General features: G+C 60.1%; 15 protein-coding genes and 1 pseudogene. 8 read left to right on the plus strand and 8 right to left on the minus strand.

Annotated features, from left to right (window positions below):
• Positions 1 to 50 precede the first annotated feature (50 nt).
• Positions 51 to 692 (plus strand): c-type cytochrome, encoded by a 642-nt coding sequence (locus tag QPL96_RS05450; RefSeq protein ID WP_303286104.1) that lies wholly within the window; start codon positions 51 to 53, stop codon positions 690 to 692.
• A gap of 77 nt (positions 693 to 769) precedes the next feature.
• Here QPL96_RS05450 and QPL96_RS05455 read toward each other — a convergent pair whose 3' ends face one another.
• Complete coding sequence (locus tag QPL96_RS05455; RefSeq protein ID WP_303286106.1) at positions 770 to 2227, minus strand: rhomboid family intramembrane serine protease; 1458 nt, start codon at positions 2225 to 2227, stop codon at positions 770 to 772.
• 324 nt (positions 2228 to 2551) lie between these two features.
• Between QPL96_RS05455 and QPL96_RS05460 the strand changes: the two genes are divergently transcribed.
• Complete coding sequence (locus QPL96_RS05460) at positions 2552 to 2992, plus strand: OmpA family protein (protein ID WP_303286108.1); 441 nt, start codon at positions 2552 to 2554, stop codon at positions 2990 to 2992.
• An 81-nt stretch (positions 2993 to 3073) separates the two neighbouring features.
• Here QPL96_RS05460 and QPL96_RS05465 read toward each other — a convergent pair whose 3' ends face one another.
• The 5 genes from QPL96_RS05465 to QPL96_RS05485 form a co-directional block, all read right to left on the minus strand.
• Entirely contained in the window at positions 3074 to 3475 is a 402-nt protein-coding gene (locus tag QPL96_RS05465) for an MAPEG family protein (protein ID WP_303286110.1), read from the minus strand.
• A 2-nt stretch (positions 3476 to 3477) separates the two neighbouring features.
• Complete coding sequence (locus QPL96_RS05470; RefSeq protein WP_117618732.1) at positions 3478 to 3720, minus strand: GlsB/YeaQ/YmgE family stress response membrane protein; 243 nt, start codon at positions 3718 to 3720, stop codon at positions 3478 to 3480.
• Between the two features lie 95 nt (positions 3721 to 3815).
• Complete coding sequence (locus tag QPL96_RS05475) at positions 3816 to 4514, minus strand: 1-acyl-sn-glycerol-3-phosphate acyltransferase (protein WP_303286113.1); 699 nt, start codon at positions 4512 to 4514, stop codon at positions 3816 to 3818.
• Between the two features lie 48 nt (positions 4515 to 4562).
• A complete protein-coding gene (locus QPL96_RS05480; RefSeq protein ID WP_303286114.1) occupies positions 4563 to 5159 on the minus strand; it encodes a class GN sortase in 597 nt (198 codons plus the stop codon).
• Positions 5156 to 7156: a marine proteobacterial sortase target protein gene (locus tag QPL96_RS05485; protein ID WP_303286115.1), complete on the minus strand. Its 2001-nt coding sequence runs from the start codon at positions 7154 to 7156 to the stop codon at positions 5156 to 5158. Before QPL96_RS05485 ends, QPL96_RS05480 begins: the two co-directional genes overlap by 4 nt.
• 397 nt (positions 7157 to 7553) lie before the next feature.
• Here QPL96_RS05485 and pdsR point away from each other — a divergent pair, with 397 nt between their 5' ends.
• The 3 genes from pdsR to QPL96_RS05500 are packed head-to-tail and all read left to right on the plus strand — an operon-like array spanning position 7554 to position 11626.
• On the plus strand, positions 7554 to 8255 hold the full coding sequence (pdsR, locus tag QPL96_RS05490) for a proteobacterial dedicated sortase system response regulator (protein ID WP_303286117.1): 702 nt from the start codon (positions 7554 to 7556) through the stop codon (positions 8253 to 8255).
• Positions 8256 to 8258: 3 nt separating this feature from the next.
• Positions 8259 to 10301 carry an ATP-binding protein gene (locus tag QPL96_RS05495; protein ID WP_303286118.1) on the plus strand — a complete coding sequence of 681 codons (2043 nt, stop codon included), beginning with the start codon at positions 8259 to 8261 and terminating at the stop codon, positions 10299 to 10301.
• A 17-nt stretch (positions 10302 to 10318) separates the two neighbouring features.
• Complete coding sequence (locus tag QPL96_RS05500; RefSeq protein ID WP_303286119.1) at positions 10319 to 11626, plus strand: DUF3422 family protein; 1308 nt, start codon at positions 10319 to 10321, stop codon at positions 11624 to 11626.
• Here the strand turns inward: QPL96_RS05500 and QPL96_RS05505 are convergent.
• Positions 11623 to 12408 (minus strand): ATP-binding protein, encoded by a 786-nt coding sequence (locus tag QPL96_RS05505; protein WP_303286120.1) that lies wholly within the window; start codon positions 12406 to 12408, stop codon positions 11623 to 11625. The genes QPL96_RS05500 and QPL96_RS05505 overlap by 4 nt on opposite strands.
• Positions 12409 to 12495: 87 nt before the next feature.
• On the opposite strand from QPL96_RS05505, the gene QPL96_RS05510 reads away from it, so the two are divergent.
• From QPL96_RS05510 to cysK, 3 genes are all read left to right on the plus strand, one after another.
• Positions 12496 to 12939 carry a methylglyoxal synthase gene (locus QPL96_RS05510; protein ID WP_303286121.1) on the plus strand — a complete coding sequence of 148 codons (444 nt, stop codon included), beginning with the start codon at positions 12496 to 12498 and terminating at the stop codon, positions 12937 to 12939.
• Positions 12940 to 13049: 110 nt separating this feature from the next.
• Positions 13050 to 14597 carry a diguanylate cyclase gene (locus tag QPL96_RS05515; RefSeq protein WP_303286123.1) on the plus strand — a complete coding sequence of 516 codons (1548 nt, stop codon included), beginning with the start codon at positions 13050 to 13052 and terminating at the stop codon, positions 14595 to 14597.
• Between the two features lie 43 nt (positions 14598 to 14640).
• On the plus strand, positions 14641 to 15612 hold the full coding sequence (cysK, locus tag QPL96_RS05520; RefSeq protein ID WP_303286125.1) for a cysteine synthase A: 972 nt from the start codon (positions 14641 to 14643) through the stop codon (positions 15610 to 15612).
• Between the two features lie 122 nt (positions 15613 to 15734).
• On the opposite strand, the pseudogene QPL96_RS05525 reads toward cysK, so the two are convergent.
• A pseudogene (locus QPL96_RS05525) lies at positions 15735 to 15949 on the minus strand (DNA ligase); the annotation flags it as partial.

Below are 15949 nucleotides of genomic sequence, written 5' to 3' on the forward strand. Positions count from 1 at the left end.
CTCTGAGCGGTCCACTATTCTTTGTGGCTTCCCGTAACCATAGGTGCCTTATGATTCGTAGTTCTCGCCTGAGGAATCTGGCGCTGGCGCTTGGCCTGACAGCCTCTTCCCTCGCATTCGCGGGATCGACAGACGATGCCATGGCCCGCCTCAACGCCATCATGGCGGATGATGACAAACGGCAGGCCAGCTACGAGGCGGGACACGAGCGCATCCGATTCTGTGGTTATTGCCATGGCGAGGATGGCAACAGCAAGCGGGATTACATTCCAAATCTCGCGGCACAACATCCTCTGTATCTCTTCAACCAGTTTGAAAAGTTCCGGGACGGCACCCGCGAAGACTATGTGATGTCCAAACTGGCGAAGACGCTTTCACTGGAAGAGCGGATTAACATCGCGGTTTACTACAGTCAGCAGACTGCCAAATCCCGGACCGGTAGCGACCCGGCCCTGGCAGAAGCCGGCGGAACGCTGTTTGCTGACCGGTGTGCGGCGTGCCATCAAAAAGACGCCCAGGGCTTTCGTGATATGCCGCGGCTTGCGGGACAGCCTGCGGAGTATCTTGAGATTGCCCTGAAGCAGTTTCAGGACATGAATCCCGGGAAGCGCAGCACCCCCATGATTGGGATCGCCGCGACTTTGTCCGAGGGAGATATCAAGGCTTTGGCTGAGTATCTGGCGGGGAGATAAACCCCACAGGCCAGCAATTCCCCAGGCCGGCCTCAAGGGCCAGATCATGCTGTTCGCCGCAGTTTGTCAATGGCCATTTACGTGAACTGCCCGGCATTCAGTATCTGCCGATAATGACGGGCCTTTGGCGTCATCTGGCGTTTCTCGAATTCTTCAGCCAGTAGCCGGCAGGCTTCAGTAGTGAGCAGTTCGTCACCGGTGCTGCTGAGCCGCGCAAAGGCTTTTTCAGCGGCTTTGAGATCCTGCTGCTTGAGGCTGGTGAACAGAACGCGGTTGTGGTCTTCCGCAGTGAGCGGCTGATAACGCTCCCCTTTGCCCAGGTATTCCTGCCAGATGGCAATCATCTGCTCCGGCTGGCGACGGCTGAGGGCGTCGTTCATCAGTTCTTTGGCACGGTCTCGGTAGGTGGGCAGGTCCGGCCGGAGTTTGGCCAGCTGGTAAAGGTGCTCAAGCAGGATACGGCGGTCCGGGTAGTGTCCACGCAAGGCTTCGAACTGGCGGCGGGCCAGATCAAACTCCATCCGGCCGAGGCTGGCCATGGCCTGGGCATAGCCGGTGGTGAAGCGGGCGTCCTGTTCCTCTTCTTCGGGCTCGAAGAATTCCTCGCGCACCTGCAGCCAGCTTTTGCCCAGCAGCCAGACCAGGCCGGCACCGGCGATCAGGCCGCCAGCGTGGGCCATATAGGCAACCCCCGTGGCGCCGGCAAACCAGTAATCGTAGATTTCCTTGCCCAGCCAGACCGGCAGTATGGCAATGGCCGGCGCCCGGAAATAGTTGAAATAGACACCCAAGAAGTAGAAGAACCGGATTTTCTGCAAGCCGTAAATGGCCACGTACATGCCCATCAGCCCGGATATTGAGCCGGACGCTCCCACCAGAGGAACGTAACTGCCGGTGGAGAACGCAGTGAACACCAGGCCCGACAGGGCACCACATATCAGGTAGGCAAGCAGAAATTTACCCGGCCCAAGAGCCTTCTCAACGGTGAAGCCCAGCAGGAACAGGAACACCAGGTTACCGATGATATGGCCCCAGCCTCCATGCAGGAACTGGTAGGTAATCAGGGTATGGAGTGACAGGTCGGCAGGTACCAGCCCGAACTGGTTCGCACTCAGCTTCTGGAGGTAATTCAACTCAATGCCACTGCGCTGCTCCTGCCAGTAGGCCCGTTCAGCCGACGCCCAGATCACATCCTGGTTCTGCAGTAAATATTGGTAGAACTCCCGGTCCAGCAACAGGTTGACCGCCAGCCAGACGTTCTCGTTTGCCTCCCGGAGTTGCTGGAACCGCTGGAGTTCGTATACCCGGCTCTGCTCACCTTCAAACCGGATCTGGCGTTGCAGATAATCCTCATAGGCCGGTGCTTCCAGAAGGTGGAGCTCGGCATCCAGATATTGCTCAACCGCCAGTTCAAGCTTGCGGCTGTCGCCCCCCTGGTAGAATAGGAAAACCAGCAGGCTCGCCATCATCAGACCCAGGGTGACCCAGGGCGGGCGCTTCCAGTTGATAGTGTTTTCGGCGGGGATAATCAGCATGGGCGGTCACAATTCATCATAATCTGTCCCGGAACATGTGTTTTTTTACCACAGCCACGCCTTCTTTTCGCGTTCAAATGGAATCCGGCGCAAAGGTCACCCGGGTCAATACCGGAAATGTGCACCGCCCCACAGAGTCGGTATGGCTCGCAGCACGATCCCGGGCTGTCATTCCATCGTCACGGGAATGACATTAAATCGGTGCCAGCGAGGGAGTGTGCCAGTCCCTTGTCGACCATTCGCCAATTGCCGTTATTCCTGCTCCCGCCAATAGTGAACAGGAATAACAAGAAAAACCGGATACCCGAAACAAGGATTCTTCAGATGACCATACTCGTACTGGACAACCCGGAGCTGATTGCCAAGGCAGCGATTGCAGCCGGCTTCGCCCCTGCGGCCTTTGAGGCCGGGAGCAGGCGACCACACCGGATGAAGTTTCATTACGGCTTCAACAAGCACTCCCTGGACAGTGAAGACCTGGAGTTCCTGAAACAGCATGCCGCCTACCTCAGGCAGCAGCCTTCAGTCAGCGTCAGGGTCCATGGCCACTCGGACAACTTTGGCCCGGAAGACTACAACCGGTTCCTGTCCCGGTTGAGAGCAAACGCAGTGGCAAAAACCCTGGTGCGGGAAGGTGTCCCCGAGCACCGGATTCTGATGACCCATTGGGGCGCGAGTCGCCCGCTGGCAACTCCGGAAGACCATGCGGCCAATCGCCGCGTTGAACTGGAATACCTGACCCTGGATGTGGCGCGGGCACTTTAGGCCGGGCTCTCTCAAACGAAAAGGGGGCCTCGCCCCCTTCTCTGTAACTCCGCCATTCCGGTCAGCGACCGTCCCTGCAGTTCAACCGTACACCTGCCAGACATTCCACAGCAATAATACCGCGGCAACCAGTATGGCCAGCCAGGTCAGCACAATGCCGATCATCCGGGCCTTGTGGAGTCCACCGCGGCCATTGATCATGCCCCAGGCATGGAGAAGACGGCCGACCACCAGCGCCATTCCTGTCCAGTAAATCAGCCCACTGGCAACGCCATTGAGCTCGGCAATAGCCAGCATTATAAGGCCGACGGGCGCATACTCCACCAGGTTGGCCTGGGCCCGGACGGCGGCTTCGAAATCCCGGTCGTCGGTGATGCCAAGCCCCTTGCGGTATTTCAGGCGGAACCTGACGACCCGGGCCGACAACACCAGCAGAAGAATGCCGATAACTGCGGCAAACACTCCGGTTACGGGTACGATCATGCTCAGGCCTTCTTGATTGCGCTGACGATGGCCAGCAGCAGGATCGCGCCAACGGTTGCCGTCACCAACTCACCGACGGCACCCTGGGCCGCCAGGCCCAGTAGGCGAAACACAAAGCCGCCGAGGAACGAGCCAACAATACCAATACCGATGTTGGCCAGAACACCAAAGCCCCGGCCTTTCATGATAAGTCCGGCCAGCCAGCCGGCGACACCACCAATAATCAGAAACAGAATCAGATTCATCTCTTGCCTCTCCCTGAGGGTCGTTGAACGAAACGATCATTCCCGCAAAGACTGCCCTGTTTCCGCTGGTGCTTCAAGCACTTCCGGTGGCCGGATCAGAGGGTGGCAATGGCTTCCGCCATTTGCCGGTGACACCGCGCCATCAGCTCGGGAATATCCCCGACGGCCAGGCCTTCCGTCTCTACCGGAGGCAGAACCCGGACGGCGACCGACTCGCGCCGGCCGCGCCAGCCGATGGCCTCATCACGGTACTGCTGGACGCATACCATGGTGATGGGGGCCCCGGATGCGACGGCGGCGTGAAAGGCACCTTTCTTGAATTTCTGGAGTCCGCGGCCCCGGCTACGGGTTCCTTCCGGGAACACCCAGAGGCTTTTCCGGTCTCTGGCAATGGCGCTGGCGGTGGCCTGCATGACGGCAACGGCTTTGTGGGCGCGGCCCCGGTTAAGGATAACGTTGCCGCCGAGCCAGAACACCTGGCCAAAGAAAGGCACCCAGACCAGTGCGGATTTGCCAACAGTCACCGTGCGCGGTGGCAGCAGGTCACCTATCACGAACAGATCGTCATTGTGCTGGTGGTTGGCGATGACTACGGTGGGCCGGTCTGTCGGTATGTTCTCGCGTCCTTCAAGGGGCCTTTCCATGCCAAGAAGCACCCTGCCCACCCGGGCTACAGCCCAGCCCAGCAAACGGTTGTTATCCGGGTTGAATGGTCGGGCAACATACAGCACCATCGCAAACAGACAGATTAGCGGCACGCTTAACCACGCCAGGAGTTTTCTGATAACGCCCATGTAACGCAACTCTGCAACCAAATTATGGCGCACAAGTGTACGCCAACCTTATATCCCGGCAACAGTGTCAATTTGTTCCCGGGGGGCTGTGATCCCGTCGGCTCGCGCCCGCACCACGTACCTGAGGGGGCCGCCAGCATCGACACTGTTGAACGGATAGCAGGTCACCAGCAACAGGGTGCCAGCTGGTAACTGCTGGGCGTCGATCCGCTCTGATCGGCTGTCCACCACACGCGCGTTTTCGACACGGTAGCTTCGCCACCGGCCATTGCGGCCCTGAAGCCGGATTTCGTTGCCGGCCTCCAGCGCGTTGAGGCCACGAAAATGGGTGTCCCGGTGCCCGGCAATAATCACCGCCCCGTTGCCATCGTCGCCGCCGGCCAACCGGCCGGGCCCGAACGCCAGGCTCTCGCCGTGGGTATCGGCCAGAACGATCATTGAATCGTTCAGCGCCGGTATGGCCAGGCGGGCAACCGGCCAGGTGTCCGCCCAGGGCCAGGGCCGTGATTCCACCTGCCGGGCCTGGCTCTCTGCCCAGGCAACCTCAAGCATTTCCTGGGCGAGGACCGCCTTGAGCGGAATCCACAACCCGAAGACCAACAAGGTAGCAGAGCTGGTCAACAGCAACAGCAGCAGTCTGGTCACGGAAGCGCCCTCCTCTGCAGCAGCACAATCGCCACCGAGAACATCAGTCCGACGAGTCCAAGGGCGATCAGCAAGGGCGCGGCGGTTGCGGTTTGCGGATACCGGAGCATTCCGACCTCGCTCCCCGCCGGCAACAAGGTGGGCAGGTTGTCCGGGGCCAATGGCGTTTCCGGCATTCGAACCGGCGTTGTTTCAACCGCCACAAAGCTGGTGTAGGCCGACATCAATCCATGAGCGACCGCCAGCTCCGTAATAGCCGCCTTGTCAGGCTCCTGGCCGGATACCCTGGCCTCATCCTGCATGCCGTCGATTTTCTCTCTGGCCCAATGGCGATAAAGCCCGGTTCCCGACGCTGCCTGCTGCAGATCCAGGGTTTTCCGCCAGGCCTCGCCACCCGGCAGACGACCCGACACCCTGAGTTCCCCCATGGCCGAAACGCCGCGCGCCACGTAAATCAGCGGTTCGCCCTGAAACAGATCGCCGGCGCGTCGGGGAAAACTCTCAATACCCGCCTCCTGGCCAGGCCACTGCACCTGGATATCCGTCAGAACCGGTGATTCCATGGCCGAGAACAGCGCTTGCAGAGGCCCGCTCACATCCGACGCCGAGTGAATCGCAGTATAGGTACCCCGGCCCCAGCGAGCGGCTTCACGCATGAAATGCCGGTTCGGGGCCGAACCGATGCCCACCGTAAACAACCGCTGGTCACCCAGCTGCTGACGGATCTGACGAAACAGGCCGGCTTCATCGCCCACCGCACCATCGGTGATAAAAATCACCTGGCGTACCCGTGGTGACTCCTCTTCCCCGCCTTCGCGATCCTGCAAAGCCAGAGACAGTGCCGGTGCCATTTCGGTGCCACCCTCGGCCCTCAGGCGATCCACATACTGGCGGGCACGGGCAAGGTTATTGCCGCTGGCAATCTCCGGCTGCATGAACAGGGCATGGGCCTGGCTGTTAAACCGGATCACGTTGAACCTGTCCCGGGGTGTCAGGGTCTGCAGACCCGCCTGCAAGGCACTGCGGGCCTGGCGGATGGACTCCCCAGCCATGGACCCGGACGTGTCGATCACAAACACCAGCTCCCTTGGCAGAACGCGTTTGCCGATTTGACCGGGCACCAGCATAGCCAGCAGATAATCCTCTCCCTGCCATGACTGATAAAATACCGCCGCAGAAGGCTCCCGGCCCGCCAGCGGCCGCCAGCGCACCACAAAATCCCGGTCCATCAGAATACTGCCCTCAGCGGGCCGTACCGTGACCGTCTGGCCATCCTGGCTGGTTACCAACTGGTGAGACGGACTGGAAACCTCCTCCAGCGGCAGCCCGGCATCAATCAGCAACTCAATCGAGGCCCGGTGACTGCCCTCTGCCACATCGGCCGGCTTAACGGTAAAGGGGCTGATGGCATCGGCATCCGCCACCTCGATAGTGGGTAAAGCCCAGCCACTCTGCCACTGATCCGTTGAAGGCCGGATGGGTGTTCCGGGCATATAACGCGGCGTCAGCGTGGTCGGAAGACTCAACTCAAACACCCCGGCCTGATACCCCACCGGCTGCTGATACTTCAGCTCCACCGACACCGTTTCCTTCGGCGGAATATTAGCCACCCGGGCGGTGAACAGATTCGGGCGCTGCTGCTCAACATTCGCCGCATGCTGCCCGGCCTGCCTGGCTTTCTCATAGGTCCTCCGAGCGGTCTCCTTCGGCTGTACCTTGCCCTCAATGGTCCGTTCCCCCACCTTCATGGTCAGACCATACACACTGGCCTTGCCCGGCAACGGGAACACAAACACTCCCTCCCGCCACTGGTCACTGGTATTCCGGAAGCTCCGCAACAGCCGACTATCGGCAATCAACCCGCCGACCCGGATATCAAACTCACTGCCCAGCACCAGCGCGGGTTCCTGCCACTGGCCCCGGTCATCGACAAAGTGCAGCTGGCCAACATCGTCTGTTTCACTCGCTTCGGCATAAAGAGGATGAACGAATAGCATCAGCAATACAGCGAGCCAGAGGCTGACACCCTCCAAAGTTCGGTTTGAAGGACGATGCCGGAATTTGCTCAGAAACGAGGGCGGAGCCGAGCGCGCAGGGACGTGGCCACAGCGTGCTTCGGAAACCACCGCGGACCTGCCGGGCGCCGGACACCTATGGGAACAAGGGGCGTAAAGCCGTAAAAGAGCGTTGGAGAGCATCATGAGGGAGTCCTTTTGACTGCATGACTGTGCGAGACACCCCCATTTCAGCAATCCGGAAAGAAACTCCCGTGGCAGAAAGCGACAAACCGCCCACAAAAAATGATGAATTATGGCTACAATCCCATCCGCCCTTGTTCTGAGCACCTGCCGTGGTTAAATAGACACTCACCGGCCAGGGGAAACAGCCGACACCATGAAGAAACACCTTGTTCTGATCGAGGACGAACCCGCCATCCGCGACAACTACCGCGCTGCTTTCGAGCGCCGCGGCTACCGGGTATCCGCCCATGGCGACCGGGCATCGGCCTGGCAGGTGCTGCGACACTCGCTGCCGGATCTGGCCATTATTGATGTCGGCCTGGGGGACGAGCCTGAAGGCGGCTTTGCCCTGTGCCAGGACCTGCGTTCACTGTCGCAAACCCTGCCCATCATCTTCCTGACCGCCAGGGACAGCGACATCGATTCGGTGCACGGCCTGCGGCTGGGCGCCGACGATTACGTCACCAAAGACATGAGCCTCGACCACCTGGTGGCGCGGGTCACCGCCTTGCTGCGCCGGGCCGATGCCTGGGCCGAGGCCCTGCAGAAGCCGGACGAAATCCTGCAACGGGGCCAACTCGCCCTCAACGTGGATCGCATGACCGTCGCCTGGAACGATGCACCCATCGACCTGACCGTGACCGAATTCTGGATGCTGTATTCGCTGGTTCAGCACCCGGGCCATGTCCGCAGCCGGGAACAGCTGATGGAAGCCGCCAGCACGGTGCTGGACGACAATACCGTGACCTCCCACATCAAACGCATCCGGCGCAAGTTCCTGCAGCTGGATGAAACCTTCGATGGCATCCAGACCGCCTACGGCATGGGCTATCGCTGGAATGCCCGTGAGGTCTGAGCCTTGAGCCTGAAGCGCCAGCTGCTCGTTGCCAGCCTGCTGATGCTGCTGATTCCCTGGGCGGGTCTGCAGTTTGTCCTGGAGCTGGACGATGCCCTGCGACAACAGGCCCGGCAACAACTCCGGGAACAGGCCGAACGGCTGGCCGAAACCGCCGGCGATCTGATGATCGGAATGCCCGCAGTGGCCTCTGGCGAGCCCGCGATTTACGTGGAACCTCTCACCGGCACCATCAACCTGGACGGCTATGGCGACGACTGGCCGGGATACGACGAAGACAACCCACTCCGGAATTGGCAGAGCAGCAACGCTTCCGGCTCCGGCCCGCCAACCCTGCACTGGCAGGCCGCCACCGACCAACAAAACCTATACCTGCTGATCCGTGTCAGCCCACGCCAGCCGGTGTTCTTCAACCCCGGTAATCCGGACCAGCCCCACGACCGGCTCAGACTGTGGCTGAAACCCGACATCCAAAGCGTTGCGCCTGACGAGTCACCACTTTCCTGGCTGATCCGCACACCCGCACCCGGGCAGGTTTATGGCCTGAACGGGGCCACCCTGAAACCGGACTACCGGGTTTCCAGCTTCTGGCAAGGAGCGGGCGATGGCTGGCAACTCGAACTGAGGTTACCCATGCCAAAGGGCCGCAGCCGGCTTGGTTTTGCCGCCCTTTGGGGAAAACAAGAAAGCGGGGACCAGGAAATGGCGGTCTCAACCCCGACCGACCCGCTGCCGCTGCTGGTCAGCCGTAACCTGGCTCTTGAACGGCAACTGGAGCCACAGCTGAACCGGGGCCAGCGCGCCCGCCTGGTGGAACCGGCAGGCTGGGTTATTGCGAGGCAGAGTGCCGCGGCTATCCCGTCAGGTCCGAAATTCGACACCCTCAGCCCGCTTCAGGTGATTGAACAGATCAGTCTCAACGCACTCCGGGCGCTGGTGCGCTTTTACCAACCGGAGCCAACGGGCATCCAGACCGGCGGAAACCGGATAGACACCGGCACACTCCCCGGCGAAGGCCTGGTTCGCCACGAGGACGACAGTGTCTGGCTACTGGCCACCCGGCCGGTGTTCAGTGGCCGCATACTGATCCTGGAACAGTCCCTGGATCAGCTCCTGACGCTGTCCGGCTCTGCGCTCGGCTCAGTGATTGCCCGCAGCACCCTCATTATCGTGGCCCTGACACTGGTGCTGCTCGGCTACGCCAGTTGGCTGTCGTGGCGCATTACCCGGCTGCAACGGGCGGTCAGCGCCACTATTGACGAGGATGGGCGGATCACCGGCACGGTGCCGGACTCCCGTGCGAGGGATGAACTGGGCCAGCTGCAAAGGCATTTCAGCCGGATGGTGGATCGCCTCCATGGGTACAACCGCTACCTGGAGAGTTTTTCCCGGCGGCTGTCCCATGAGCTGAAAACACCGGTTGCCGTGGTGCGCTCGTCGCTGGAAAATCTCAGCCATTGCGATTCCGAGGCCGAGCGCAGGCAGTACATTGAGCGGGCAGCCTCGGCCACCGAACGTCTCCGGCAGATACTCCATGGCATGAGTGAAGCCGCCCGGCTGGAACAGAGCCTGGACCACGCCGACAAGGAACCATTTGACCTGGCCGAGGTTGCAACCCAGGCCACCGCCGCCTACCAGGCACTGGATAGCGGCCACCGAATCCGTTATTCGGGTCCGGAAACGGGCCTGCAGATGACCGGTTCTCCGGAGCTGATGGTGCAACTGCTCGACAAACTGGTGGACAATGCCCGGGATTTCACACCGCAAAGAGGGCTGATTGAAGTCGCACTGGAAGCCACAACAGATGGCCTCTGCCTGTCGGTTTTCAACGAGGGCTCCGCCCTGCCGGACAGCCCCGCCACAGACATCTTCAGCCCCTTCGTGTCACTGCGGGAAGGACAGCAACAAGGCCACCTGGGCCAGGGCCTGCTCATTGTCAGCCTGATTGCCGACTACCATGGTGGCCGTGTGGACGCACAGAACCGCACCCAAGGTGGCATTGACGGTGTATGCTTTGGCGTTATTATCCCCGCCATCCATCCCTGAAACAGGACTGCACCGCCGTGAGCGCACGACTGGACTCCCTCGACATTCATCCGCTTCGCAATGAGCTCTATAATGAGCTGCACTCGCGCCCCTTCCAGGTGCTGCCAACTCCGGCACGGGTCACCCAGATGGCGGTGCTGACCACCCCGGAACAGCGCCAGCAGCAGTTCCGGCACCTGCAGGAGCTGCACCGGATGCTGGGCCAGCCGGCGCCTGAGCACGAAGCAGGCTGCTTTGAGCACACGCTCGGTTCCCTCCGGGTACGCCGTGAAATGCACATGGAGTTTGCCTCCTACACCTTCATCAATCTGGCCGCCAGCAACAAGGCCCCCTTCACCGAAACCGGCATTACACCGCTTCCGGAAGGCTGGCTGGAGCAGTTGTCCGGCACCGTGATCGCCGCCTTTCACCTGGAAATACGACCGGCCGCGGACGAAACCGGGGGGGACCTGGACTATGTCCGCAAACACTTTGAGGGCATGCGCCTGGTCGGCAGCAGCCCCCAGGAAGGCGCCGCCCGGGTGTGGGGCACCTTCAGGCTGCACAGCGACGGGTTTGGGCGGTTCATGGTGATGAACCACCATATGTCCGACAGCCAGCTCGGGCGCCTCACCCAGCGGCTGATGGAGATTGAGACCTATCGCCTGATGTCGCTGCTGGCGTTGCCGGTTGCCCGGAAAATCACCCCGTCCCTGAATGACATGGACGAAAAGCTGGCGGTGATCACCCAGTCGCTTGCCGAGAACCAGAACGTTGATGAAGAAAAGCTGCTCGCCCAACTGACCAATATCGCCGCCCGCATCGAGGCCTTCCGGGCCCACTCCACTTTCCGGTTTTCCGCCACCCGCGCCTATCATCGTCTGGTGCTGACCCGACTGGAGGAACTGCGGGAAGACGAACTGTCCGGCCACCTAACCCTCACCGAGTTCATGACCCGCCGGCTGACACCGGCGGTAAAAACCTGCGAAGCGGTCAGTGAACGCCTGGAAGACCTGTCACGGCGGGTAGACCGGGCCTCGGACATGATGCGGACCCGGGTGGAACTGGCCATTCAGAGCCAGAACCAGCAACTGCTCAGTTCCATGGACCGACGCTCCAGGATCCAGCTGATGATGCAACACACCGTGGAGGGTTTCTCGGTGGTTGCCATTACCTACTACCTGATCGGCCTGCTCAAGTTTGGCCTGGATTCGATTTACCAGGCAGGCTTCGCCCTCAACAAAACACTGATTCTCGGCGTCGCCATTCCCGTGGTCATGATCCTGGTGTTCCTTGGCGTCCGGATGGTTCACCATCACTTCCTCAAAATGGCGAAACGGCACTAACTGTTGGCTCCTGCTTCTCCGGCAAACTGCCGGTAAAACTGCTGGGCCGTGCGGCCATTGCGGACACCCTTGGCGGTGGCGAAACGGATGGCCTCCCGGTGCAGGCTTTCCCTGTCGGCCACCTCCGGAAACAGGGCATCCACCGCTCGCAGGTAGACCTCCTGAGAAAACGCGTAGAACGACAGCTGCAGGCCGAAGCGATCCGCCAACGACACCTGCTCCTCGATGGCCTCCGCCGGGTGCAGCTCACCGTCGCGCATCTCGCTTTTGAGATTGTCAGACATGAATTCCGGCATCAGGTGCCGGCGATTGGAGGTGGCATACACCCGCACATTCTCCGGCGGCAATTCCAGGGAGCCCTCCAGCACGCTTTTCAGCGCCTTGTAGCCAGTCTCGCCGACATCAAACGACAGGTCATCGCAGAAGATCACGAACCGGAACGGCGAATCGCAGATGTCATCGACGATTTCCGGCAGATTCACCAGATCATCCTTGTCCACCTCGATCATCCGCAGCCCGCGCTCCTGGTATCGATTCAGCAGCGCCTTGATCAGAGACGACTTGCCCGTGCCCCGGGAGCCCCAAAGCAAAGCGTTATTGGAAGGCTCACCGGCGAGAAAACGCTCGGTATTGCGGGCCAGGGTTTGTTGCTGCCGGCTGATGCCGGTGAGATCCTGCCATTGCACCGGATCGAGCCGGCGAATGGCTCGCAGACCGGAGCGGTGACGGCGCCAGACCGCCGCCGGGGTGGTTTGCCAGTTTATGGATACAGTTCCGGACATACACCTCTTTCCTATTCCGTCCCGTGTCAGCCTGTGAAACACTGAACACTCAGTTTATAACCGGTTGAAAAGGAGACTTTACCCCAAATGGCCGTAAAATCCGTTGCCCTGGTGGCACACGACAACAAGAAAAAGGAACTGGTGGACTGGGTTGCCGACAACCGCACCCGCTTTGCTCCGCTGACACTCTATGCCACCGGCACCACCGGCCGCCTGTTGCGGGACAGTCTGGAGCGGGACGACATTCATTGTCTGCTCAGTGGCCCGCTAGGGGGAGATCAGCAAATCGGCGCCAAGATTGCCGAGGGCGAAATCGATCTGCTGGTGTTTTTCTGGGACCCCCTCGAACCCCAGCCCCATGACCCCGACATCAAGGCCCTGCTGCGGATCGCCGCGCTCTGGAACATTCCGGTGGCCTGTAACCGGGCGACGGCGGAATTCATCCTGACGTCTGCCTATATGACTGACGACCAGCACCAGCCGAAAAAACCGGATTTCTCCGATTACATCGGTCGCCCGGCAAGCGCCTGAGGCATTAGGCAAGGCCAGTGGTTATGACTACACTGATAAAATAGCTGTAAAGGACCGCCGGCACGCCAATGAACAGTCATGCCACTTTCCTCCAACATCGGTTTTTGAGCGTGGCCGTTGTTATCTTCTGGATTCTGTGCCTGCTGCCCATATCGCCGCTGGCAACGGCAGAGCAGTCGAGAGAAACAATAACTGCCGGCATCGTCGGTGATAACAAACCCTATTCGTTTGACGACGGCCCAGGGGCCTCCGGTTTTTCCGCCGATGCTCTCCAGGAGGTCGCTGACACGGGTGAGGTGGCTCTGAATGCATTAGAGCGGGCCTGGCTGGAAGCCCACAACAGTCAGTTAAACATGTGTGTTGATCCACAGTGGTTTCCACTTGAAGGCATAGACGCCGAAGGCAACCATGCCGGATTGTCCGCCGAGGTGGCCCGCTTGTTCTCAAAACGTGCACCTGTGCGGTTTGAGCTGGTTCGCACGGACAGCTGGAAAGAATCCATGAGAGCCGCCAGACATGGCAGGTGCGATATCTTGACGATGGCAATGAAGACCCCTGAACGGTCCCAATTCCTGAATTTCACCGAGCCGTATCTCGAAGTGCCTACCGTCGTGCTTGGACGGATTGAGGCTCCCTTCATCGAACAGGTTGGAGATTTGCGCGGGCGGAGAATTGGCGTCGTCGAAGACTATGCCTTTGCAGAACTTCTGCAAAGCCGCTACCCCTCCTTCAACCTGATCGAAGTCTCCAATGAACAGGCAGGGCTGCGTAAACTGCAGAACAATGAGCTGGACGGCTATATCACAACGCTGGCAACGGCCAGCTATTACATGCAGGAACTTGGACTTGCCGATCTGAAAGTGATTGGCCGGATTCCGGCAGACTGGTCTCTTTCCATGGCGACAAGAAAAGACGAACCCGTGGTTCTGGGCATCATGCAAAAACTGGTAGCCAGCCTCACCGCTCAGGAGCGGAAAGACCTCGAAAGACAGTGGCGCAATATCCGGCTGGAGCAATCGGTGGATTACACGCTGATCTGGCAACTGTCGATTGTGGCCATACTGTTGACCGCCCTGCTGTTCTACTGGAACCGGAAACTCAAACGCCTTAACAAAGAGCTGACAAACGCCAACGAGATGCTCGCACGTCTCAGCGTGACAGACGACCTGACCAAGTTGGGCAACCGGAGCTATTTTGACCAGGAGTTCCGCAAGAGCTTCCAGTGGTGCCAGCGCCACCATTCCGGTTTTGCCGTCGCCATGGTCGATGCCGACCAGTTCAAGAAAATCAACGACACCTATGGCCATGAAGCCGGTGATTTGTGCCTGCGGGCTCTGGCCAACACCATGCGTAAGCACTTCCGCCGGGAGACCGACCGGTTATCACGATTTGGCGGCGAAGAGTTCGTCATCTTCGCCAGCTACGAGGACAGTGATGAAATCCGCAATCGCCTGGAGCGTTTCCGGGAGGCTGTCGCAAATGCCTGCAGTGTTTGCGATGGCAACGATATCAGGATAACCATCAGCATTGGCCTGGCGACCGGTATTCCGGGGCCGGATGACTCGCCGGCGGAATACCTCAGACAAGCCGACCAGGCCCTTTACAAGGCCAAGGAGAAGGGCCGGAACCGGCTGGAGGCGCGAGCGCTCAGCTCCTGAGTGGTGGTAAGATTGGAAACAAGACAAGGATAAGGAGAAAGCCATGGCACGTATTTACGAGGACAACTCACTCTCCATCGGCAACACCCCGCTGGTAAAGCTGAACCGGGTCAATGACGGCGCCACCATCTGGGCCAAGATTGAAGGCCGTAACCCGGCCTATTCCGTCAAGTGCCGGATCGGCTCGGCCATGATCTGGGACGCCGAAAAACGGGGCACTCTGAAACCGGGCATGACCATCGTCGAGCCCACCAGCGGCAACACCGGCATCGCGCTGGCGTTCGTGGCGGCAGCCCGAGGCTACAAACTGGTTCTGACCATGCCGGCCTCCATGAGTCTGGAACGGCGAAAGGTCCTGAAAGCCCTGGGCGCGGAGCTGGTACTTACCGAACCGGCCAAGGGTATGCCTGGCGCCATCGCCAAGGCCGAAGAAATTTTCTCTTCCGATCCGGACAACCATTTCCTGCCCCAGCAGTTCCAGAACCCGGCCAACCCCAGGATTCACGAGGACACTACCGGCCCTGAGATCTGGAATGATACCGACGGCGAAGTAGACATTTTCGTGGCGGGCGTCGGAACCGGCGGCACCCTGACCGGTGTATCCCGCTATATCAAGGGCACCAAGGGCAAAAAGATTACCACCGTCGCAGTCGAGCCCACCGACTCCCCGGTGATCACCCAGGTGTTGAACGGCGAAGCCCCCAAACCTGCGCCCCACAAGATTCAGGGCATTGGCGCCGGATTCGTACCCAAGAACCTGGATCTTGAACAAGTCGACCAGGTGGAGACAGTCACCAACGAAGATGCCATGGACATGGCCCATCGGCTGATGCGGGAAGAAGGTATCCTCTGCGGCATTTCCTGCGGTGCCGCCGTTGTCGCGGCGGTGCGGATCAGCAAGCAGCCGGAGCACAAAGGCAGGAACATCGTCGTGGTATTGCCGGATTCGGCAGAACGCTACCTTTCCTCAGCCCTGTTCACTGATCGATTTGGCGAGCTGGAAAACGTGCAGTAAGGAAAAAAGGCGCAGCCTGGGGCTGCGCCTGGATGGACGCATGAACATTTCATCCGTTGCGGATGCCAATAACCGGATCATCGGGCGGGCGTATGGATACGTGTGCCAGTCTGCAACCTGACTTACCACGCGGGTTCATCATTGCGGACTCGCAGAAAGCTGGCAAAGCGGGGCAGTCCAGTGGCCGTAAGACCATAATACTTGAACGTGATCGTGCTTCCGGGCTCCGGTGGGGACGCCCTCTCGGTATCGCTGAATCCGGAACCAATCCGGAATTGCCTGCCATTTTCAAGCTCAACCAGCAGCGACCCCATCCTGCCCCCGTATTTGCCCCTGC

Source organism: Marinobacter sp. SS8-8 (assembly GCF_030540945.1).
GTDB lineage: Bacteria > Pseudomonadota > Gammaproteobacteria > Pseudomonadales > Oleiphilaceae > Marinobacter.